This window comes from Roseimicrobium gellanilyticum (assembly GCF_003315205.1).
GTDB lineage: Bacteria > Verrucomicrobiota > Verrucomicrobiia > Verrucomicrobiales > Verrucomicrobiaceae > Roseimicrobium > Roseimicrobium gellanilyticum.
Genome location: NZ_QNRR01000014.1, coordinates 126,262 through 146,627 on the forward strand (window position 1 = coordinate 126,262; position 20,366 = coordinate 146,627).

At 59.6% G+C, this 20,366-nt stretch carries 22 protein-coding genes and 1 pseudogene; 3 read left to right on the forward strand and 20 right to left on the reverse strand.

Features of this window, described 5'->3' with window-relative positions:
• Positions 1 to 89 precede the first annotated feature (89 nt).
• The 12 genes and pseudogenes from DES53_RS27785 to DES53_RS34115 form a co-directional block, all read right to left on the reverse strand.
• The gene (locus tag DES53_RS27785; RefSeq protein WP_113961606.1) at positions 90 to 497 is read right to left on the reverse strand and encodes a type II secretion system protein; all 408 of its coding nucleotides are present in this window, start codon (positions 495 to 497) and stop codon (positions 90 to 92) included.
• 171 nt (positions 498 to 668) lie between these two features.
• Positions 669 to 1,898 (reverse strand): type II secretion system F family protein, encoded by a 1,230-nt coding sequence (locus tag DES53_RS27790; RefSeq protein WP_113961607.1) that lies wholly within the window; start codon positions 1,896 to 1,898, stop codon positions 669 to 671.
• A 38-nt stretch (positions 1,899 to 1,936) separates the two neighbouring features.
• Positions 1,937 to 2,383: a hypothetical protein gene (locus tag DES53_RS27795; protein ID WP_113961608.1), complete on the reverse strand. Its 447-nt coding sequence runs from the start codon at positions 2,381 to 2,383 to the stop codon at positions 1,937 to 1,939.
• Positions 2,380 to 3,408, reverse strand: coding sequence for a pilus assembly FimT family protein (locus DES53_RS27800; RefSeq protein WP_113961609.1), 1,029 nt, complete (start codon positions 3,406 to 3,408; stop codon positions 2,380 to 2,382). Before DES53_RS27800 ends, DES53_RS27795 begins: the two co-directional genes overlap by 4 nt.
• 17 nt (positions 3,409 to 3,425) lie before the next feature.
• The gene (locus DES53_RS27805) at positions 3,426 to 5,030 is read right to left on the reverse strand and encodes a hypothetical protein (RefSeq protein ID WP_113961610.1); all 1,605 of its coding nucleotides are present in this window, start codon (positions 5,028 to 5,030) and stop codon (positions 3,426 to 3,428) included.
• On the reverse strand, positions 5,027 to 5,848 hold the full coding sequence (locus tag DES53_RS27810) for a hypothetical protein (protein ID WP_113961611.1): 822 nt from the start codon (positions 5,846 to 5,848) through the stop codon (positions 5,027 to 5,029). Before DES53_RS27810 ends, DES53_RS27805 begins: the two co-directional genes overlap by 4 nt.
• Before the next feature lie 12 nt (positions 5,849 to 5,860).
• Positions 5,861 to 6,427 (reverse strand): hypothetical protein, encoded by a 567-nt coding sequence (locus DES53_RS27815; RefSeq protein ID WP_113961612.1) that lies wholly within the window; start codon positions 6,425 to 6,427, stop codon positions 5,861 to 5,863.
• Positions 6,428 to 6,464: 37 nt separating this feature from the next.
• The gene (locus DES53_RS27820; protein ID WP_170157473.1) at positions 6,465 to 6,944 is read right to left on the reverse strand and encodes a hypothetical protein; all 480 of its coding nucleotides are present in this window, start codon (positions 6,942 to 6,944) and stop codon (positions 6,465 to 6,467) included.
• A 107-nt stretch (positions 6,945 to 7,051) separates the two neighbouring features.
• On the reverse strand, positions 7,052 to 7,924 hold the full coding sequence (locus tag DES53_RS27825) for a hypothetical protein (protein ID WP_113961614.1): 873 nt from the start codon (positions 7,922 to 7,924) through the stop codon (positions 7,052 to 7,054).
• Entirely contained in the window at positions 7,911 to 8,975 is a 1,065-nt protein-coding gene (locus tag DES53_RS27830; protein WP_113961615.1) for a type IV pilus twitching motility protein PilT, read from the reverse strand. Before DES53_RS27830 ends, DES53_RS27825 begins: the two co-directional genes overlap by 14 nt.
• Before the next feature lie 33 nt (positions 8,976 to 9,008).
• Complete coding sequence (locus DES53_RS27835) at positions 9,009 to 10,511, reverse strand: choice-of-anchor K domain-containing protein (protein WP_245958284.1); 1,503 nt, start codon at positions 10,509 to 10,511, stop codon at positions 9,009 to 9,011.
• Between the two features lie 87 nt (positions 10,512 to 10,598).
• A pseudogene (locus tag DES53_RS34115) lies at positions 10,599 to 10,709 on the reverse strand (prepilin-type N-terminal cleavage/methylation domain-containing protein); the annotation flags it as partial.
• Positions 10,710 to 10,929: 220 nt separating this feature from the next.
• Here DES53_RS34115 and DES53_RS27840 point away from each other — a divergent pair.
• Together DES53_RS27840 and DES53_RS27845 are read left to right on the forward strand one after the other, a co-directional pair.
• On the forward strand, positions 10,930 to 12,975 hold the full coding sequence (locus tag DES53_RS27840; RefSeq protein WP_113961617.1) for a type II secretion system protein GspD: 2,046 nt from the start codon (positions 10,930 to 10,932) through the stop codon (positions 12,973 to 12,975).
• Positions 12,976 to 13,151: 176 nt separating this feature from the next.
• Complete coding sequence (locus DES53_RS27845) at positions 13,152 to 14,327, forward strand: GTP-binding protein (RefSeq protein WP_211325717.1); 1,176 nt, start codon at positions 13,152 to 13,154, stop codon at positions 14,325 to 14,327.
• A 12-nt stretch (positions 14,328 to 14,339) separates the two neighbouring features.
• On the opposite strand, the gene DES53_RS27850 is transcribed toward DES53_RS27845, so the two are convergent.
• The 8 genes from DES53_RS27850 to DES53_RS27885 form a co-directional block, all read right to left on the reverse strand.
• Positions 14,340 to 14,729, reverse strand: coding sequence for a type II toxin-antitoxin system death-on-curing family toxin (locus tag DES53_RS27850; RefSeq protein WP_113961618.1), 390 nt, complete (start codon positions 14,727 to 14,729; stop codon positions 14,340 to 14,342).
• Positions 14,726 to 14,917, reverse strand: coding sequence for a hypothetical protein (locus DES53_RS27855; RefSeq protein ID WP_113961619.1), 192 nt, complete (start codon positions 14,915 to 14,917; stop codon positions 14,726 to 14,728). Before DES53_RS27855 ends, DES53_RS27850 begins: the two co-directional genes overlap by 4 nt.
• A gap of 51 nt (positions 14,918 to 14,968) precedes the next feature.
• Positions 14,969 to 16,126, reverse strand: coding sequence for a M20 family metallopeptidase (locus DES53_RS27860; protein WP_113961644.1), 1,158 nt, complete (start codon positions 16,124 to 16,126; stop codon positions 14,969 to 14,971).
• Positions 16,127 to 16,232: 106 nt separating this feature from the next.
• Positions 16,233 to 16,415, reverse strand: a complete 183-nt coding sequence (locus DES53_RS27865; RefSeq protein WP_113961620.1) for a hypothetical protein — start codon at positions 16,413 to 16,415, stop codon at positions 16,233 to 16,235.
• 160 nt (positions 16,416 to 16,575) lie between these two features.
• Positions 16,576 to 16,770: a hypothetical protein gene (locus DES53_RS27870; RefSeq protein WP_211325718.1), complete on the reverse strand. Its 195-nt coding sequence runs from the start codon at positions 16,768 to 16,770 to the stop codon at positions 16,576 to 16,578.
• Positions 16,771 to 16,923: 153 nt separating this feature from the next.
• Entirely contained in the window at positions 16,924 to 17,211 is a 288-nt protein-coding gene (locus tag DES53_RS27875; protein WP_113961622.1) for a hypothetical protein, read from the reverse strand.
• Positions 17,212 to 17,222: 11 nt separating this feature from the next.
• The gene (locus tag DES53_RS27880; protein WP_113961623.1) at positions 17,223 to 18,194 is read right to left on the reverse strand and encodes an SDR family NAD(P)-dependent oxidoreductase; all 972 of its coding nucleotides are present in this window, start codon (positions 18,192 to 18,194) and stop codon (positions 17,223 to 17,225) included.
• A gap of 97 nt (positions 18,195 to 18,291) precedes the next feature.
• On the reverse strand, positions 18,292 to 18,714 hold the full coding sequence (locus DES53_RS27885) for a hypothetical protein (protein WP_147263662.1): 423 nt from the start codon (positions 18,712 to 18,714) through the stop codon (positions 18,292 to 18,294).
• 230 nt (positions 18,715 to 18,944) lie between these two features.
• Between DES53_RS27885 and DES53_RS27890 the strand changes: the two genes are divergently transcribed.
• Positions 18,945 to 20,183 (forward strand): hypothetical protein, encoded by a 1,239-nt coding sequence (locus DES53_RS27890; RefSeq protein ID WP_113961625.1) that lies wholly within the window; start codon positions 18,945 to 18,947, stop codon positions 20,181 to 20,183.
• Positions 20,184 to 20,366: the final 183 nt, after the last annotated feature.

Sequence of the window (20,366 nt, forward strand, 5' to 3'; positions counted from 1 at the left end):
CGAGTCCGCGCTTGGAGCTCTGTCGAAAGTCTTGAACCCGGTTCCACGGATTGATTCAGGGTCAATCCACGGAACCCGGAGACTGACTACTAGCTGCCGTCGCCGTCCTTCACGTAGACGAGAGTGGCGAGAGTGGTGTCGAACTTGATGAACTTCTTGGCTTCGCTCTTGTCAGCGTCGGACAGGCCGGGAACGCTGAACACTTTGCCGTCGAAAGCACCACCGTTCACCTTCACGCCAGTCGCACCGGTGAGGTCACCGACGATGCCTTCTTCGGTCTGGGCCGTAAAGGTAGCGCCAGCGGCGGTCGCTGCGGCGTAGACGGACACAAGGCTCTGGGCATTGCGCTGATTCTTGGCGGTGTTGGCACCTGCATTGATGCCGCCGATCTGGGGGATCGCGATGGCAGCGATGACGCCGATCACGGCGATGACGACGAGCATTTCCACAAGGCTGAAACCTTGGGCAGCAGTGTTCTTCAGGGTTACCTTCTTCATGGGATGTTGTTGATGATGTTTGAGTTATTTTGACCGACTGAAAGTTCCGTGAATGATTGTTTATCTGTCATTCGTAGAATCTATGGGAATTATATTTAGGGTTTATATGGTGTCCAGTACTTTTGGTAAAAATTCTGAATTTTTTACCTAGGACGAGATTTAGACCCGGGTTTAGCCTTTCTTGGGCAGGATGGCGTCGCCAAGGCTGAAGATGGGGGCGTAGATGGCGTACACAAGAAAGCCCACCAAACAGCCCAACAGCATGATGGTGAGGGGCTCCAGAATCTTGTCGATCTGGTTCGCCATGGTATCCAACTCGTCTTCGTAATCGTCGGCGATCTCGTTGAGCATCTCGGTGCCCGCACCGGTTTCAGAGGCAAGTTCAATCAAGCCGCAAATGCTGCGACCATCCGGCCCCAGCCAATGGGACTCGATAAGGAATGCTTCATGCATGGTGCGGCCCACATTGATGTGACTTGCGAGCCGATCGAAAAACTCACGGTACTGCCAGTGCCAGGTCGCCTCTGCCGTGATTTGCAATGCTGAGGAGAGACGGACATTCGCCTCCAGCAGCATGGCCAGGCAGCGGAAGCTCACTGCGGAGGCTGACTTGCGGATGAGCTTGCCCACCACGGGCAACTTCAGGAAGAAGGACTGCGCCATCTTGGTGGAGGAGATTTTCCCCCAGTTCTTGAAGAAGAAATACAGGCCCAGCACCGGCAGCAGCACGGTCCAGGGTTGATGCAGCAGCGTGTCTGAGATGGCCAGCAGGATCTTCGTTCCCGTGGCGAGGGGCACATTCATCTCAGTGTACAGCTTCTGCATCGCCGGCACGAGCGTGTAGCTCATCACAACAATCACACCAACGCCCAGCGCGAGAACGATGGCGGGATAGATCATGCCCGCCTTGAGCTTCTTCAGGATGCGCGCCGTTTTCTTCTGCGCGCCACCGATGCGGCGGCACACCGTTGCAAGTTGCCCGGCCTCTTCTCCCGCGACAATCAGACTCAGCAATTCCTTCGGGAAGACATCGGGATGCTTCTCGATGGCGGCGCTGAACTTCTCCCCGATGGAGAGATCATAGACCAGTTCCGCAATCACCCCGCGGTACTTTGGCGAGCGCACCCGGTTCGCCTGAAGCTGCAGGCTCTTGATGATGCTGATGTTGCGCTCCAGGCATCGGGCGAGACCGTTGAAAAACAACACACGGTCATCCAGGTTTTCCTTCGGCAAAGTGAGGCGGTGGACCGTCTCATCCACACCGGTGATGTCCTCGATGTTCGCAGTTTCATTGCTGCCCAATCCGGAGCCGATGATGGCTTTCTCATGGGTGTCCGTGTCCACGAAGGCCTCGTGTTTCGAGCCTGTGTGGACGTTTGTGATGAGGACCTTCTTGAGCATGGCGTCGTGACGGCGGTGGGTGGGGATGCGCGGGCAGATCAGCGAATCTTGGCGCGATAGGCATCCACGGAGATGTTGCGGTTCGTGGCGCCGCCCACGGGATTGCGAATGGTGACGGAGCAGGTGGTCTTTTCCACGGTGCCCATGGACGTGGCCAGCGTGGTGTTGGACACTGCAGTGAAGCTCACCTGCTTGTTCGAACCCGTGGTGGTTGGGACGATGACATTCTCCAGGTCGGCATTGTCCCGCACGTCAGGCAGGAGGGCGAGCGCCTCGGCATCTGACAGGCCAAGCTGCCAGAGCCGTGCCGCGTTGTCGTGATAGTTATACGCCACCGACTGGCTCAGCGCTGCGGTGTGCTGGGTGTTCATCGTTGCCGTAAGCGACACTGCACCACCAATCGCAAGCCCCAGCAGCGCTGAAGCCACCAGGACCTCCGCAAAGGTGTAGCCGCACGCGCGGCGATGGGACGCAGAAGTTTTCATGACGAGGGAAACATCGGCACCGTGAACATGAAGGAGGTGCGACCACCCATGTGATTGTAACCACGACGCGGGTCCGTGGTGCCGTAGCTGCCATTCCACACGCCAGACGGCTTGGCATTTGTTGGAAGCGCCAGTGACTCCTCCGAGGGATCCGGCCAGAAGAGGAAATAGAAGGGCTGTTCCGCGGCCTTCTTGAAGCGATCAATGGTCGTGCTGTCTTCCACAACAGCCAGGCGTGAGCGCCGTTCAAAGGCCACCACGGTGGGAGCAAAGTTATCGGTCTCCGTCTTTCGGTAGAAGACGTCGTAGTATGCAGTGAGACTGGTGCCCACATAGCGTCGCATGGCCGCATAGGTGCCGATCTGCGTGCTCGTGGAATTTGGATCTGTGGCCTGCACCATGTCCAGATCATAGACCGCCAGTACCGGGATGGTGGCGGCATTCGCCGAATAGCCCAGGATGAAGATGGTCAGATTCGGCGCGGGCGCAGACTGCGTCGGATCATCGTAGTTGCGATAGCCACGCGTAAAGACCGAAGAAGCGCCGCTGACCTTGGCATTCAAATAGGTGCGGAAGGCATCGGGCGTGTCCAGCTTCGAGCCGTCCGTGGGCGAGGGAATCGTAAGCGGGCGAATCGTGTTCAGCACATTGGCATTTCTCAGCAGGCAGAACACGGCAATGCTCTGCGTGACGTCCGCCATGAACTTCTCCCGCATGACCTCGGCCCGCGCGAGGCTGCCGAAGTTCGGCGCCACAGGAACATTGATGTTGTTGCTGGACGACTGCCCGGGGAAGAAATTGCTCCGCATGCTGGAGCTCGGGAGCCGGACAGTAGAAAGGTTGGTGAACTGCCGTTGGTTCCGCGTCAGCGTCCCATAAGCCAGCGCTGCGGAACCCACGACCACACCGGCGATCGCCGTGGCCACCACCAGCTCAGCCAGGGAGAAGCCAGCGCGCAACCCTCTCCAACGTGCCCGTGCAGAGGCCGCTTTCTGAATGTGTGTACGATGGAGGAAGAAGAACATCAGAAGGAAGAAAGATGTCAGCGCACAAGGACATAGGGCTCAATCCACGCATCTCGCGGAAGCATCAATTCCAGCTCTTCCGTCGGGCTGGCGTCGCGTGCCAGGAGGAAGCGGGCCACGCTGTCCGTGTAGGTGCTGTTGATGCTCCAGTTCGTGCGGATGCCGCCGATGATCTGCGCATTCACCGTGCTGCTGGGTGGCGCGAGATAGAGATTCCGGTATTCATTGAAGAGCTGCATGCGCCAGCGCAACGGCCCGCCTGAGACAAGACTGCTACCGCGCCACTCCATGTAGAGTGTGACCGCGGCTGTGGTGCCGGAGCTGTTTCCGGGGCCCACCGCAAGAATCAATGGCCGGCTGTTTTCTCCGATGAAGCGGATGTCGCGCAAATCTGCCTGCTGCACCCAGATGATCACCGGATCCAATGCCGCCGCACTGGTGTAGTCCGTGGTGGTGGTCTGCCCTTCCAACACAAGTTGTTCCAGGCCACTGACAATCTTCAGGTGTTTCAATCCAGAGTTCTTGAGGCGCACCACAAGCACATTCAGGTTCCCACTCTTGGTGTATCCATAAGGCGAAGTCGTGGGCACGGGATACGTGGGGCTGGATTCCAGCTTCACCTGGAAAGGGCCGGTGGACGTTCCGTTTGCGACGTCCGTTTCAATGTTGGTACTGCTGCTGCTGTTCGTGCTGCACGTCATCCATGTGGAAGTGCCTCCCGACTCCAGCGTGGTCTTGATGGAGCCCACCGGGAAGTCGGTGTTCTCAATGAGCTTGAGCGTGCCGTTGGTGACTGCCGTCGGATTCGACGTGCCGCCGTAACCGGCGGTGGCCATGGGGCGTGAAGGGAAGTTATCCGGCATCAGCGACGCGGATCCATCATTTGTCTTCGTCGTATTGGTGATGCTGGAAACCGCCTGCAAACACGATGTGGCCTTCAAGTTTCCCATCGCTGCGGTGCCATCGTAGATGACCACACGTCCATCCACCCGGATGTTGCCGCTGAAGCTGTACGTCCCCGAAGTGGTGGGTCGCTTGTGCACAATCAGAAGATCTCCCAGCAACGTGGAAGGATAGCTCTTCTGATAGTTGTAGATGGTGAGGCTTTCCGTCTGTGCGCTGTCCGAGTCGGCGGCAGTGCGCAGATAAAACACACTGTTGTCCGCGGTCGGCAGGAGTCTGAGATTGTTGAACGGATAGCTGATTGTGGCATCCGAGGCGCGCTGGATGCTGCGGTATGCGCTGAAGTTGGCGTACGCGCCGGCGGAGATCCCGCCCCAGGTGGTGGTGTCCGCGTAAGCCGTGCCCGAGCCTGCAGGCAGCACGGCGGTGCTGGCGGTGCGAGTCACGTTGTCGCGCAGCGAGTAGGTGTACGCATACTGCTGGTTCACCGCGGCGGTATTTCCCCACACCACATGACGCTTCACGCCGATGCCCATGCGTTCAGTTTGCTGGAGCCGGGCTCCCATCAGGTGGATGGCCGCGGTCAGTGCAATCGACCCCACAAAGATGAACATGAGCACCGCCACCATGGCTGCACCGCGCTCTCCACACCGCATGCGGCGAAGTCGCACGGAGAAGACCACACCGGAGCCGGAAGCGATGGTGCGTGGAACCTTCATGGATTCTGCGACGGCGCGGGCACGAGCTTTTGCAGAAGCTTCATCGCCTGATCCCATTCGGAGGACGGCTTTTCGGCGGCAGGTATCAGTGCCGCGGGCAAGGTGGCGGGAGAAGTGGGACTCTCATCCTCCACCGGCAACGCCTTGGGCACGTTTTCCGTGTTCACCATGTAGTTCTCATTGAAGGCAGGCGTCTGTGCCGTCGCGGGAAACTGCCGGGTCACCGGAGCGCCATTCTTGTCCTGGCTGTTCTTCTCCCACTGGTTCTTCGCCGTGGGCTGGCCCATGAGCCGCACGCGGACTGACGGACGGATATCCACCGGAATGGTCAGCGCTCGCGGTGGCAGGCCTGTAGGCTTTGCCTCCACCCATACGAGGTTGATGGCGTCGTGCGAGATGCTCGCCACGCGCAGGGAGATGGTTTGCTCAGGAAGCACCTGTGGCACGATTTGCCCGGCCTCCAGCACCATGTCCCCCAACATCACACGCAGACCACTGGGGCCGGGCGACACACCGACCACGCGAAGCTTGGCGAGGACATCGCGGACCTGATTCTCCTCGTTGGTGCCCTTCTGATTCTGCACCTGAATTTCCACATCACTTCGGCCAAAGGGGTTGCGATCCATTTCGCGGACCGCTTCTGAGGTCTTGTCGTTCGGCTTCAGCAGCGTGTACTTCACGGCATCATGCCCTGGACCCGCTTGTACAGGCGCTGCGACGGATGGTACGTCAGGGACATACTCCTGCTGCGCGTGCAACGCTGCCTCAGACAGCAGCACAGTTCCCAACAAGGTGGCGATGGTGGTTCTCATCTTCATGGGACGTGACGGCTATTGGGCGGGAGGCGCATCCACAGGGGCCTCCAGATCGATGATTGGAATCTCAAAGCGGAGCTCAAGGTTCACCTGACGACCGGTCTCCCCCTGCCTGAGCCTGCAGGAGGTGACGCGGGAGAGCGGGACCTTCCTCTCCAACTCGCCAAGCCAGTTCATCGTCTTGGAGAATTCATCCTCCACCACCAGCGTGCCCTGAAGGAACCGGGGCATCATCTTGTTCTCCCGATGCTCACGCACCTCGAACTTCTGTGAAACGGTCAGGATGCCGCTGTTGCGCAGAAGACTTTGCAACACCTGCTCCGCCTCCTGCACGGTCTGGATGCGCTTGATGAATGGCTTCCAGTCATTGAGAAACTGGCTCAGATCACCGGAGTCATACTTCAGGCGTGTCAGCGTGGTGCTGGCCACTTCGCTGGCGGTCGCTGCGTTGCGGCAGTCCGTTTCTGCCATTTCCGCCTCTTCTTTCATGGCCTTGGCCCGCTGGTGCATGATCTGCGTGCCGTAGGCGATGGTGGCCACGAACATCATCAGCACGACGCAGGCGATTTTGGTTCCGTTCATAGGAAAGTCTGTTGAGGGATGGTGATGCCGGGCGGGATCAGAATTGCTGCCACACCAGCATGGTGCGGTAGTCCAGACCGTCACCGGACTTGGTTTGCTGGCTGTTGTAGGCGCGGTAGTTCAGCGCACCCACGGCGCTCTGGATGCGCCCCACTTCTTCGAGCGTGCCGCTATTGATCTTCACCGCCATGAATAGCTGCTGCGGCATCTCCGGACTGCGCTCAAGTGTCATCTCTCCAAGGCTGATTTCCGGCGGCACGCTGCGAAGCACCGCCACGGTAATCGGCTGGAGCGTACGTGTGCCCTCCACCCACTGGGCCAGCTTCTCGGCTTTCTTCTTGTCCACTTCCACCAGGGAAGTCTCCGCGGCGTATCCCGCGGTGGTCTCTTCATGAGTAGCCTGCTGCTGCTTCCAGAAGTCGCGATCCTCTGTCGCCTGGCGGAGGGTCATGTACGAAGTGGCGCCGAAGTACCCACCTCCGATGAGCGCGAGGTAAAACATGATGGGCACCATCATGAAGACGGATGGCAGCCTCCGCGCCGTGTCCGTGCGCGGCGTCTTGAAATCGTGACAAATGGTCTGCATAGCAATGAAGTTGAAGTTCAAATGGTCCCGCCGGGCGATCAGTTCATGCCAATCGAGCGCCAGAGCTGATCATCCTGGGTGATGTCCACGGCCCCGATGCTGGAGAGCTGGCTGACCATGGCGGTAGAGAAGCGCTCGTCCGTGCCGTCATGCACATAGAACACCGGCGTGCCCTGCGGAAACTTCTGCACGAGCGGGGCGATGATTTGCAGCATGGCATCCGGACTCTCCGTGCCCATGCCACTTCTCGAGCGGAGATCCGTCCACTGCCCGGCCTGCTGCGCGAGCGCGGCAATGGAGCCTTCACAGGTGGCGATGAGAAGGAAGCTCCCCTTCGCCTCCGGACGCCCCGAGTTGTAGATCTCGGTGAGCTTCGTCTCCATCATGGCAAAGAGTCCGCAGCAGATGCGACCGGCCTTGAGCCCGTTCGCCCGCAGGGCCTCCTCAGTGACTTTCACCATGGAGTCATCACAGGCCATGAGGATGGACGCCGTGGAATCCGGATGATGGAAGAGGGCATAGCGCTTGCCGCGATCGAACTTCGCGCCGAGCACGGCCTTGGGATTCACCCGCAGCACTTCCTGGAAGTTCTCGCGCCGGCTGAGATTGTTCTCCAGGGAGATGATGAAGCGGTTGTTGAGCGAAACGTTCAGCCATCCACCATCCGTGAGACTGCGCCACTCCTCCGCACGCGAGGAGGCAATCTCCGGAAACTCGCCCTCTTGCACCCCGGACTCCTGGAAAGAACCACGCTTGCCCAGTGCCCTCCACGAAGTGTGGGTGCGATTCACATTCAGCAACAGGCTGCGCCGGCCCGTGAAACGCTTGTTCCACGGAATGCCCGGATCATCAGGATCCGGTCGGAAAGCGGCGAAGCTGAGCACACTTTTGATGTCTTCAAGCAGCGGCATAAGTGGAGGCAAGTTGTTCTTTTTGCAGGTAGTCGAAAACTTCGTGATCGGCGAAACCGGTCGGGCGGTTGAAGGCAGGTCTCCATCCCTCGTATTCCTTCTGCTTCAGACTGCGGTCGAAGCTGATCATGCCGCGAGTCATGCCGGCCTCGAGCTCGTGATCGAGCTTCTTGAACTCTCCACGGCGAATGATGCCGCACACGGAGTCATAGGGCAGCAGCAGCTCATGAATGGCGAAACGGCGGGCCTTCTGCTCATCCAGCAACAGGCGCTGGCAAAGGATGCCCTTGAAGCAGTCCGCGAAGGAGAGCATCGCGTTGTCCAGACGTTCGCTGGGCACCAGCTTCAAGTAACGCTGCACCGTCTGCGCCGCGCTGGTGGTATGCAGTGTGGCGACCACCACGTGCCCTGTCTCTGCCGCCTGCAGCGCAATCTCCGCAGTTTCACCATCGCGAATTTCACCGACTACGATCACATCCGGCGCCTGACGCAGAGCTGCCCGCAGCGACTTTCCGAAGTCCATTTCATCACTGCCGATCTCGCGCTGAGAAACCAGGGAAGGCAGACCGTGGGGGAAGAGGTACTCAATGGGATCCTCAAACGTGATCACGTGCTCCTGCCGTCGCTTGGCACGCTCCATGAGCATGGACGCGATGGTGGTGGATTTACCGGAGCCCGTGGCGCCGCAGACAAGATAGAGGCCATTCTTAGCCTCCAGGAATGCCTTGAGTGCGGCAGGGGGCAGGCCCAGTTTGTCCACCGTGGGAATCTGCTCGGGGAGCAGACGCATGACCCAGCGCATCCTCCCGCGGGTGGCCATGCGGTTCACACGGAATCTCCGTCCGCCCATGCTCACCGCATAGTCCGCCGTGCCGGGCGCCACCTCAATGGGCACCGAGGGCTGGTAGATGTAGGAATCGTAGTAGAGCTTCCCATTCAGGCGGAAGCACAACGGCTCCCATGGAGTGATGTAGAAGTCACTGATGCCCGGGTCCTTCGCCATGTGCAGGATGCGATGCCCCAGTTGGCTGCGTTCGTGAATGTCGTCCATGGTGACAGAAGGAAGAAAGGAGGAAGGTCGGGCTTACCTGTTGCTCTTGAACTGACCCACGACGGTGGCGGTGGCGGACGCGCCCTCGTAGATGTAGAAGGTGTTTCCATTCACCAGGCCGCTGTTGGTATCCTGGCTGACGAGCTTGAGTTGCAGTGTGTAGGTGACGCCTCCGGTCGTCACGGTGTAGGAGGTGGTGGGATTGCTGACGGTCACCGTGTCGGCGCTCGCGAGGCGGTCGCTGGTATTCGGCGTGCTCACCATGGTGAAGTTGACATTCACCGTGCCGCTCTGGGTCACCGGCTGTGTGAGATTGAGCACCATCTTCAGCGTCACGCTGGTGGCCTCGGAGTCATTGAAGGTGGTCCCATTGAGAATCACGAGCGTGCCCAGCGTGAAGTCCGTGTTGGGCACCACACCGGAGAACTGCTCACGGTTGAAGGTCATGGTATTTTCCACACCGGCGTCCAGATACTCGCCATTCCCGAGGTCCAGGCGGGTGTCACCATGGGAGAAGGTGACGCTGTCCGGATTGCTATTGTTGTAGTTGGTCACCAGGGCTGGTCCACCCGCACCATTGATCCATGAGGGTGTGGTCTGTCCGGCGAAGGATGCGACCAGCTTGTAGTAGGTGTCGGAGTCGATGCTGCTGTCCGCATAGAGCACCGCGTCGGTGGTGAAGTTTCGGGACTCCACCTTGTCTCCCGAATTGATCGTGAATCCGCCGGTGTAGTTGATCCAGGAGCCTCCATTGATGCGGTAGCGCAACTGACTGCCGGAGCCCGGCGCACCGTTGGAGTTGATCGTGATCGTTGTGGGAAATGCTCCTGCGGTAAACGTACCGCCGCTGGGAGTATTGATGGGTTTGGGCAGTGTGGTCACCGGCGTGCCGGTAGTGCTTCCACTGGTGGTGCTCCCGGAAGTCGTGCTGCCACTCGTGGTACTGCCACTGGTCGTACTCCCCGAGGTAGTGCTCCCGCTGGTGGTACTGCCCGACGTAGTGCTGCCGGAGGTGGTGCTGCCACTCGTCGTGCTGCCGCTGGTCGTACTTCCAGACGTGGTGCTCCCGCTCGTAGTGCCAGCCGGTGGCGCTACCGTGGGATCGAAAACATTCTCGTTGAGCGCCAGGGTGGGATTCAGAGGAGACAGAAGGGTCGGAGACGTGTGGGTGCCCGGTGCCCATACCCACCCACCATCAGTGTCGTTGTACTGCAGCGCCGTGCGCGTGCGGCTCTCCGTGGGGAAGTTCACCGTGGTCAGGCTGTCATCCAAAACAAAGTCCATGACGCCCAAGTCCCCCGCATCGGTGGAGATCTCGAAACGCTTCGTGGAGGAATTCCACACCGCGCGAGGGCTGTTCGAGAGCCGCTCGCGTTCATTGGTCATCCGTGGGACGAGGCGGATGTCCAGGCTGCGACCCGTTGTCACCCCCACCTGCTTTTTGGCGTCTGCATCCGATCGGATGGTTTTCAGCTTCGCAATCACGAGTGCCGGAGAGGAGGCTCCGTCGAGGGAACCACCATTTGCCAGGTACATGGAGATGATTTGATTCAGCCTAATCACGTCGGCATTTAGCTTGGTGAGCACCGAAGCTCCTCTTGTGTGGGTAAGGAGAGTGATCGCTACCCCGGCCAGCGCTGAGATCAGCACCACGGCAATCAGCATCTCGACCAAGGAAAATCCTTGGTGAGCCGACCGCGTCGAAGCGGGTCGAAATGCAGAGTGGCAAACCATCTAAATAGTGTAATGGAAATTATAAATAATATCAAGTCTACGATTTAGAAAATTTGCTGTTTCCATAATTTCAACGCGTTACAAGCCTAAATCGGTATGCAGTTTTAGAGTGTAATTGTGTTGTGATTTAGATAAATTCCACAAAATTTTATGTTTTTCATTAGAATCATTTTACAATCGGTTTGGCGGTATTATAATTTCTATAGCCACAACCGCCACCATGCCCCTGAATCGAACCTTACACCGGCCGCTAAGCGCTGCTTTATTGCTGCTTGCGTCGCCTCTGCTTCATGGGCAGGACGCCAGCGTCCTGCAGCTCACATCCCCCTCGTACGAGGCTGCCGCTGGCAAGCTGCGAACCACCGTCCCGCGCCCTTATGAATTCTCCAAGGCCGTGCTGGCGGATGTGATCCGTTTCCTGGCCACTGAGGCGGGCATCTCCTTCTTCTCCCTGCCCGATGGCAGTCCAGAGGCGGATCGTCTCATCACCTTTACCCTGAATGCCAGTCCGTTTCAGGCCCTGGAGACCCTCTGCAAATCCAACGGTCTCGCGCTCGTGCTGGACGGCGACATCTGGTATGTGCGCCCGGCGGATGACAAGGAACTCGTGGGCAAGGCCTATGAGATCAAATACAACGCCTTTGAGCGTGTGACGAAGGTGAGCTCGGGGGGCAGCGGCGGCAGCCTCTCGCTTCCTTCCATGGGCAATTCCGGCTCCACCAACTACGACGGAGGTGTGCAGACAGGCGGCGTGGATCTCCAAGGCGCTCGTGAGACCTTCCAGACGCAGAAGAGCGAACTCATCAATGATATCCGCGCCATCTTGGATCTCGGTGCGGAACCTGTCGCTGGGCAAGCGGCCATGTCCGCAGTGACTCCCCTGGCACCGCCTTCGCCGCAATCCACCATCACAGGCGAGACACCGGATGTCTCCGGTGTGCCCATGGACATCTACGGAAACATCCGCAAACCCAAGGTCATCTGGAAATCCGATTCAAACACCCTCTACATCGTGGCCACACGGTTGCAGCACATGTGGGTGGAAGGGTACCTTGCCGCCGCGGATCGCCCGCAACCTCTCATCGCGATTGAGATCAAGTTCTTTGAAACCAGCCGTGACCCCAGCCGCGAATTCGGCGTCGACTGGTCTGGCACGTTCGGCACCAATGGCTACTTCCGCCAGGTGGAATCCGTCACGCCAAACCCGGAGACGGGCATCACGGACGTGGAAACCACCAACCGACCCCAGACGGAAGGCGGTTACCGCACGGACCTCGCCAATCTGCTGACCCTCACCAATCTGGCGGAGAGCGTCGCCGGTACCAGCGCACCCATGAGTGCCGTGCTGAGCGCGCAGGACGTGAATCTAAAACTGCGCGCCATGCTCCGCGATGAAGAGACCAAGACTGTGAGCTATCCGCGCATGGTCACCACGAACAACCGCGAGGTGGTCATTCGCAACGTGGTGAACCAGCCCGTGCTGGGCAGTACTGCCTCCACCAGCCTCGGCACCGGCGCCACCACGACCGCCGCCATCAGCTACCTGCCCATCGGCACCGTGATCAACATCCTGCCCAAGAAGATGCAGGGGAACAAAATCAACCTGAACATGGCCCTCACCGTCTCCAGCATCCTGGGTACCGAGGTCATCCAGGGCAATCCCTACCCCATCGCCACCAGCCGCGTGTACAGCGCTCCGGTAGAAGTGGACAGCGGCTACACCGTGGCCGTCGGCGGTCTTGATGAAGCACGCGAACGCGAAGGCGAAACCGGCATTCCTGTACTGGGGAAAATCCCGGTGCTGGGATATGCCTTCAAAGCAAAGGGCAGGCAGAAGAACCACAAGAACCTGATGTTCTTCATCACTCCGACGCTCATCGACGCGCGTGATGGCGGTCTTCCGGACGAGCCACAGGCCGTGCTGCGCCAGAAGCCGCCACAACTCATGCCTCACACGCCCCGCATCAATCAGAGCGAGCGCCTCCAGGGCGGACTGAACGGAGTGCCCAACGCCATCGCCTACCTCAAGAAATCCTCAGAAGAGCTCGGCCAGACCATTGCGGAGAATCGCGGCACGAAGGCCGAGTATGCAAAGCTCGATGAACTGGAAGCCGCGCTCAAGCGCCTGGACCAGGAGATCACCGGGCTCATGAATGAGCATCCCGACCAGTGGAACAAGCTGAACGGTTACAAGTGGCAGGTCGGCGGCGTCCTCGATGAGGTGACCCGCAGCCGGAAAGCCTTGCGCAAGAAGGCCTACTACTAGGCGCGCACAAGAATCTCCTGGCCCCGGGTGGGGCTGGGTGTTGTGGCTGCCGCCGGAAGGAGACATGAGTGTGTCCCCTTCCGGCGGTACTTTTTTGAGTGGGGATAAATCGGGCGGATTTTACCGTTGGATGTTTGCCTCATTCGGCATATCTCCTCCCCACTCATTGCTTTCTCATGACCGCATTCGCTTCCACGAAACAGGCCCGGTACATCATGATCGGCGGCTTCCTCGGCGCCGGCAAAACCACAAGCATCGGAAAGCTCGCGAAGCACCTTTCGGACCAGGGACTGAAAGTGGGCTTGATCACCAATGACCAAGCCGGCGGTCTGGTCGACACAAAGCTGCTGCGCAGTCAGGGCTATGCCACGGAAGAGATTGCCGGGGGCTGCTTCTGCTGCCGCTTCAACACGCTCGTCGATGCCGCTGCCAAACTGACCGATGCCACCAAACCGGATGTCTTCATCGCCGAGCCGGTCGGCAGCTGCACGGATCTGGTCGCCACTGTCACCTACCCGCTACGCCGCATGTATGGGCAGAACTTTTCCATCGCCCCACTCAGCGTGCTGGTGGATCCCGTGCGCGCACGCCGCATCCTGGGACTGGATGCCGGCGGCACCTTCTCGTCCAAGGTGGCCTACATCTACAAGAAGCAGCTGGAAGAGGCCGAGGTCATCATCATCAACAAGACGGACGCGGTCACCACGGAACAACTGCAGGAGCTCACCGAAGCCATGCAGAAGGAGTTTCCCGACGCCAAGGTCGTGGCTGTTTCCGCGCGTCAGGGTTCCGGTCTCGATTCTTGGTTTGGTGAGCTGATGACCGAAACCCAGTCCTCTCGCTCCCCGATGGCCGTCGACTACGATGTGTACGCAGACGGCGAGGCGCTCCTCGGCTGGCTCAATGCGACCATTACCCTGAAGGCGAAGGAAGACTTCGATGCGAATGCCTACCTGCAGGCACTGGCGAAGTCCATCCAGCAGAGGTTGCAATCCCAGGGCGCGGAGATTGCCCACCTCAAGATGACCTATAGCCCAGATGATGGCATCGCCGGTGAAATCGCCTCCGTGAATCTGGTGCGCACGGACAATGTTCCTGAAACCGGCATGGAACTCGACGAACCCAGCACGGGCGGACAATTGATCGTGAATCTCCGCGCGGAAACCGCGCCGGACGAATTGGTGGCCGCGCTCAAAGCCTCACTTGAGAGTGTGTCCTCCAGTTTCGCGGATCTCAACGCCACCCTCGATCACGAAGAACACTTCCGCCCCGGTCGCCCCGAGCCCACGCATCGCGATGGAGAAGCACCCGTGGTGAAGGGTGGATGTGTGCCGAGATCGGGGTGCTGCTGAGTGGCTGCGCAATCAGCCAAACAACCGGCGAAAAAGAGCAGCCAATTCCGCTTTGCCAATTCGATGCTCTGCAATGGCAATCAATCCATCGTAAATTTCGTCGTCATACTTGTTCACAATAGCAATTCCATTGCCGCTCAAGAAGACCAAGGCCGCAGCAACAGCAGCGCGTTTGTTCCCATCAAAGAATACCTGTGCTTGGGAGAGATGGAACGCATAAGCCGCTGCCACATCAAAAACGTCACCACTGCCGTAGAACCACGCATTCTCCGCCGAGGCTAGCGCCGAGTCGACGAGACCAGAATCGCGTACCCCTTGTAAGCCGCCAAATAGCTTCAAGGACCGGGCATGAAGGGCATCGACAATCTCTCGACTGAGAAACTCAGGATGCTCATCACTCATTGAGCCAGTTTCTTGAAAAGCTCCGCGTGATCGGCAAAAACACGCTCCGCGATGGCTTCCGCTTTCGAGCGTTCCATGCGTCGAACATCTTCCTGATTGTCTTCCGCCTGAAGGAGATAGTCCCTAACAATGCGGCGTTCTTCAGGAGGCAGCGCCTCAATTTCACGGATGATGTCTCTAGCACTCATGACAGGCCTATTCTAAACCCGTAGCGCACGGTTGCCAATTATCATCTAAGGCTAGGCCCCCTCACCCCTCAGCCACCTCACCCAAAACTCCGCCCCGCGCTCCAGCTCCGCAATCTCGATCCACTCGTCCTTCGTATGCGCCTGGGCAATGCTGCCCGGACCCATGGCGATGGCAGGCACCCCAGCCTCCGCGAGAAACGCGGCATCACAGAACCACGGTGCACCAGTCAATGCGGCGCCATGTTCCACGAGTGACTTCACAAACGGATCCTCCGCCGATGTATCCAGACACGGAGAAAGCGCCCCGCAAGGCGTGACCTTCGCACTTGGATCCAGATGCGCGACGAATGCCTTCAGCAGCTCATGCGGGCCACCATGATCCCGCACCGCAGGATTGTAACGGATGTCCACCGTGAGACGGCAATGATCCGCGGTGATATTCGCCCGCGTGCCACCGCGAATCATCCCGAGGCTGATCGTGCTGCGGCCCAACCACTCGTCATCGCCGCAGTTTGCAAGCTGAGCACGGAAATCGGCATCCAGCGCCTTGATGAGCTTTGCCATTTTCACAATGGCATTCTCCCCCAGTTCGGGTCGCGACCCATGCACCGCGATGCCGAACGTCTCGATATCCGCCCACAAGCAGCCCTTGTGCTTGAAGACCGTCTTCAGATCCGTGGGCTCCGCAATGAGTGCGAAGGCATAGTCTTTCCCGTGATGTTTCGCAAAATGACGCGAGCCATGCTGGTCGGACTCCTCGGACATGAATCCCGCGAAGTGCACTTCCACGGGCAGCGTCGCGAGTTCATCACGCAGTTCCCATAAAGCCCAAAGCATCGCCGCCATGGGCCCCTTGGTATCACACGCACCGCGCCCCCAGAGCTTCCCCTCCCGCACCTCGCCGCCAAAAGGGTCAATCGTCATGCCGCCCACACCCACCGTATCCAGATGCGGACCGAAAACGATGCGCGGCTTCGGCTTGCCATCATTCGCAGGCTCAGATCGGAAACGCCCAATCACATTCGGCCTGCCTGGCAGCACCTCTTCAATCACCACCTCGGCCCCAGAGTGCTTCAGAAAGTCCCCCACATACGCCGCCACGTCCGCTTCTCCGGTTTTGTCGACCCCGGGATCTCCATCGGGATTCACCGAAGGAATGCGGACCAACGCTTGTGTGAGCTTAACAACGGACTGGGGAAAAGCAGCCATGCACCCAAGCAGTAGCGCAGTGCCCATGCCGAGCCAAGCAGGAGATTGTGAATGCGGGAAGGAGTCGGGTTTCCCGGTGCGTCCGCAGGCATCCGCCAACATCTTCTCATGGCTCCTGCTCTTCTTCAGCAGGATCTCCGAGCCAGCGACGCGCGCCGTGTCTCACGTGAACAATCTGGACGATATCTCCCTCCACAAAGAACAAAATCCGGTACTTCCAGTATCCCTTGCCGTAGAGCATTTGGCGCACTTCGCGATCAAAGATTCCAAAGCGGTTCTCAGGGGCCAACGGAAATTTTCAGAATGCACCTCAAGCTGGTGAAATTCTCTCACGAGGTTATGGAACCAGTCAGCCGCGTACGCCGGAGCTTTCTCCAGCAACCATTGGTATGCGTCTTCCATATTCGATTCCGCCTCCGGCTGAACATGGATGGTGTATTTGCGGCTCATCAGGCCGGCGGAGCAATGCTGTGCTTGCGACGCATCTCCGCCAGGAATTCGTCGAGAGGGCGTCCTTTACCCGCTTTGGCAGAGTCTATTCCTCGCTGAATACCAGTGACAGCTTCAAGTTGCTCCAGGCGATCCAACATGGCCTCGTATGCAGCATCCTGCACCACCACACCGGGCTCCCCGTCTACCGTCAAGAGCTCAGGTTCCCCCGTTCGATGCAGCTCTTCCAGACGTGCTCCGGTATTTCGCTGGAAGTTAGACAGCGAATCTGTGGCAACCACTGGGGTCATACATCCCACGATACCCCTTCGAACACCCAAGGCAAGATGGAAGGCATGCATCGCACATCACGATACCTCCGTCAGCTTCACACGGCGTGAGATGACAAGGGACCCAATCACCATCCCGAACCCAGCAGCCATCCACAGCGGCCCCTTCCACGACAAAAGCACATTCCCGATGCGGATGGGGTTCGGGGAAAAGATCACCTCGGTCCCATTGTCCTCGTAGAAGACGCCGCCATCTTTATGCCACGAGGAGTGGCATTCTCGTGTGATGTGATACACCCCCACAAGAACAAAGCACGCGGCCACCACGAACAGTGGCCCCCAAAGAGCTGCCATGAGGCGTCTCATGGCAGGCAAACCTACCTCAGCCCCTTCTCCCGCATCTCCAGCCACCACTGCACAAACTGCGGGATGCCGGTGTCGATGTGGGTCGTGGGCTTGAAGTTCAGCACGGTGCTGGCTTTACCGACATCCGCGCTCGTGAGCGGCACGTCTCCGGGCTGCTCGGGCATGGCGTTGATCTGCGCCTTCTTGCCGAGGGCCTTTTCGATCGCGCCGATCATCTCATTGAGCGTCACGGTTTGTGAACCGCCCAGGTTGAAGATGTCGCACTTGGGCGCGGCTTCGTCCCCAGTGTACTCCAGAGACCCGATGATGCCGTCCACGATGTCACTGATGAAGGTGTAGTCACGCGCCGTGCTGCCATCGCCATACCGGTCGATGGGCTTGTCCTCGTGGATCAGGCGGGTGAACTTCGAAATCGCGAGGTCGGGGCGCTGGCGCGGACCGTACACCGTGAAGAACCGCAGACAGACGGTACGGATGCCGTAGAGGGCGGAGTAGTTCGAGCACATCTGCTCGCCGGCCATCTTCGTCATGGCATACGGGGAGATGGTCTGCAGGATGGGATCCACCTCGGCGAAAGGAACTTTCTTGTTCACCCCGTACACCGAGCTGCTGCTGGCGAAGACGAAGCGCTTCACACCGTGGCTCTTCGCCGCCTCCAACATGTTGAAGGTGCCCTTGATGTTTGTATCGATATAGAGCTCGGGCTGCTCAATGCTCGGCCGGACCCCGGCGCGTGCGGCGAGATGGATCACCGCATCCACCGGTGCGGCGGCATAGGCGCGCTCCACGTCATCCTTTTCACGAAGGTCACCCTCTACCAGGGTGATCTGATCACGAATCGCGCGGATGTTCTCACGCTTGATGGCCGGATCGTAGTAGTCGTTGAAGTTGTCCAGGATGGTGACGCTGTGGCCATTTGCGAGCAACCGCTCGGTGGTGTGGGAACCAATGAAACCGGCGCCTCCGGTGATAAGAACTCTCATGGGTGGTGGTGAGAAACGTGGGCAGGCTTCGTAACGGCGTGGGCAGGGCGAGGCAAGCGAAAGTTGCCCGCCGTCCAATGCTGCCACTTTCCTCTGTCTATTGAGGCACCGGTGGCGGAGTCACCACCTTGGAAGGCCCCACCAAGGCGAGGACAACCGTGCCAATCAACCCCAGGAAGGTCACCGCTGCCCCCATGAGGAGCGAAAAGATGATCCGCCCCATGGCTGCGGAAAGGTGCGCCGGATCCGCCACTCCGGCGGTGCCCAAGTTCTCGAAAGCAGCGATGGCCCCAGCAGCAACCCCACACAACCCGACCATGAGAGGAAGGAAGGCGGCAGCAAAGTAAGCGATGATGGATGACACGCTGCGCCTGCCCACCAATGAGGTAACGAAGAGGGCAAATAGAAGAAGTGCGAGGAACAAGATCACCCAGGCAGACAATCCTCCTTCTTGCAGCAATCCCAGTAGGGACGGCTTGTAGACCACAACGGGATGTTCTGGAGAAGGCAAGGGTTCCATGGAAGCATCAAGAACAGGATGATGAAAATTCTGGCAACTCGAGCGCCCAAAGCATGGCGGTTCCGGTGAGGCGATGTCAATCCCTTCATGCACCGGCGCATGCATCACATTCTCCCCCCGCAAAACTTCCTCCCAAAAGAGGAGAATCCCATTGACTCTCTCCGACGAAAACAGCTAATCTTTTTTGAAATACACGGCGGCTCCATGTCTCCGTGACAAATTTTTGCACCATGGACAACAAGACACAGCCGACACCGCCGCCAGGACCGTCCCAAAAGACGGCTGCCGTGCCGCTTAAAAAGGAGACCGTACGCATCACCCTGCGGGCCCGTCCGGGTGCCGGGATGACCCAGCCGAAGGAAATGACCGCCCCCATTCCGCCGGTGGTCAATACCTCGCCGATTCCGCGCCCCATCACGACTTCCGTGACGCCCGCCGGAGCCGCTACCGCACGTGTGCCCACCGCTCCTGCGGCGCCTGCTCCGCTGCCGCCGATGTCGAAGACCGGCCCAGTGTCCATTGCCAGCAAGGCCACCGCGCCCATCCAGCTTCCCAGCTCCCCGCTGCCTCCGGCCGCCGCGCGTCCTGCCACTGCTCCCGTAGTGCTTCCTGCCGGTGCCCCGCAGCCCGCATCTCGCACGACCGCTTATGTGAAGCTGGACGCCGTCCCCGCTCCCGCAGCTCCTGGCGCTCCCCGTCCGCCTGCCGCCCCCCGCCCACCCGGCGCTCCCGCAGCTCCGCGTCCTCCTGGCGCTCCGGCTGCCCCTGCCGCTCGCGCTGCTGGCGCTCCCGCGGCTCCGCGCCCTCCTGGCGCTCCTCCCGCTCCCGTGGGAGCCAAGCCCCCGGGCGCTCCCGGTGCTCCTCCTCGTCCCGGTGGCGCGCCTCCCATGGCACCCACAGTTCCCCTGCAGAAGGCCCCCGGCGCTCCAGGCGCACCCAAGCCTCCCGGCGCAGGCGCTCCTCCCACCGGACCCAAGGTGGAGGCAGGCGCCAGCACCGTGCCGCTCGCCAAGGCTCCCGGCGCTCCGCCCAAGCCCCCCGGCTCCGGCACCGCTCCGATGGCCAAGACCGGCACTCCTGGCGGTCCTACCCAAGCTCTTCCCAAAGCCACCGTGCAGCTTGCCAAGGGCACCCAGCCCATGGCCAAAGGCGCCGTCGCCGCTCCCGCTGCGGCCGCCGCTGCCCGTCAGCCTAGCGAAGACAGCGCACCGCTTTATGATGAGAAGGATCCCGAGGCTGGCCTCGCTCCGCTCGCCATCGTTTGCACCATCCTGTCCGTGGCACTCGCGTTCATCGCCGTGGTCGGTTCTGGAACGGTCTTCAATACGCCCAATGACGACGAGGCATCTGCTTTCAGCATGCCCACGATGAATCCACCGTCTTGGGAACAGGAAAATCCTGACAAGCCCGGCACCTACCGCAGCACCTACGAGGACGATCTGAAGAAGATCCGCCAGCGTTACCAATAACCCTCCACCCCGACGATTCCCATGGTCTTTGCCTGGCTTCTTTTCCTCCTGTCGATCGCCATTCTTGCGCTCAGCATCCTGACCAAGAATCCGCTCTGAGGTCCACCCTCGGACGGTTCCGGTCACGATCGAAGACTGACTTCAAAAAAGCGTCGCCCCAGCGGGCGGCGCTTTTTTGTGTCC

Excerpts from the sequence above, each read along its gene's own strand:
- DES53_RS27890 (WP_113961625.1), top strand. The coding sequence starts at position 18,945 with ATGGACAACAAGACACAGCCGACACCGCCGCCAGGACCGTCCCAAAAG.
- DES53_RS27815 (WP_113961612.1), bottom strand. The coding sequence starts at position 6,427 with ATGAACGGAACCAAAATCGCCTGCGTCGTGCTGATGATGTTCGTGGCC.
- DES53_RS27830 (WP_113961615.1), bottom strand. The coding sequence starts at position 8,975 with ATGGACGACATTCACGAACGCAGCCAACTGGGGCATCGCATCCTGCAC.
- DES53_RS27875 (WP_113961622.1), bottom strand. The coding sequence starts at position 17,211 with ATGAGACGCCTCATGGCAGCTCTTTGGGGGCCACTGTTCGTGGTGGCC.
- DES53_RS27845 (WP_211325717.1), top strand. The coding sequence starts at position 13,152 with ATGACCGCATTCGCTTCCACGAAACAGGCCCGGTACATCATGATCGGC.
- DES53_RS27800 (WP_113961609.1), bottom strand. The coding sequence starts at position 3,408 with ATGTTCTTCTTCCTCCATCGTACACACATTCAGAAAGCGGCCTCTGCA.
- DES53_RS27785 (WP_113961606.1), bottom strand. The coding sequence starts at position 497 with ATGAAGAAGGTAACCCTGAAGAACACTGCTGCCCAAGGTTTCAGCCTT.
- DES53_RS27850 (WP_113961618.1), bottom strand. The coding sequence starts at position 14,729 with ATGAGTGATGAGCATCCTGAGTTTCTCAGTCGAGAGATTGTCGATGCC.
- DES53_RS27885 (WP_147263662.1), bottom strand. The coding sequence starts at position 18,714 with ATGGAACCCTTGCCTTCTCCAGAACATCCCGTTGTGGTCTACAAGCCG.
- DES53_RS27840 (WP_113961617.1), top strand. The coding sequence starts at position 10,930 with ATGCCCCTGAATCGAACCTTACACCGGCCGCTAAGCGCTGCTTTATTG.
- DES53_RS27880 (WP_113961623.1), bottom strand. The coding sequence starts at position 18,194 with ATGAGAGTTCTTATCACCGGAGGCGCCGGTTTCATTGGTTCCCACACC.
- DES53_RS27825 (WP_113961614.1), bottom strand. The coding sequence starts at position 7,924 with ATGCCGCTGCTTGAAGACATCAAAAGTGTGCTCAGCTTCGCCGCTTTC.
- DES53_RS27795 (WP_113961608.1), bottom strand. The coding sequence starts at position 2,383 with ATGAAAACTTCTGCGTCCCATCGCCGCGCGTGCGGCTACACCTTTGCG.
- DES53_RS27855 (WP_113961619.1), bottom strand. The coding sequence starts at position 14,917 with ATGAGTGCTAGAGACATCATCCGTGAAATTGAGGCGCTGCCTCCTGAA.
- DES53_RS27805 (WP_113961610.1), bottom strand. The coding sequence starts at position 5,030 with ATGAAGGTTCCACGCACCATCGCTTCCGGCTCCGGTGTGGTCTTCTCC.
- DES53_RS27790 (WP_113961607.1), bottom strand. The coding sequence starts at position 1,898 with ATGCTCAAGAAGGTCCTCATCACAAACGTCCACACAGGCTCGAAACAC.
- DES53_RS27860 (WP_113961644.1), bottom strand. The coding sequence starts at position 16,126 with ATGGCTGCTTTTCCCCAGTCCGTTGTTAAGCTCACACAAGCGTTGGTC.
- DES53_RS27820 (WP_170157473.1), bottom strand. The coding sequence starts at position 6,944 with ATGATGGTGCCCATCATGTTTTACCTCGCGCTCATCGGAGGTGGGTAC.
- DES53_RS27810 (WP_113961611.1), bottom strand. The coding sequence starts at position 5,848 with ATGAAGATGAGAACCACCATCGCCACCTTGTTGGGAACTGTGCTGCTG.
- DES53_RS27835 (WP_245958284.1), bottom strand. The coding sequence starts at position 10,511 with ATGTACCTGGCAAATGGTGGTTCCCTCGACGGAGCCTCCTCTCCGGCA.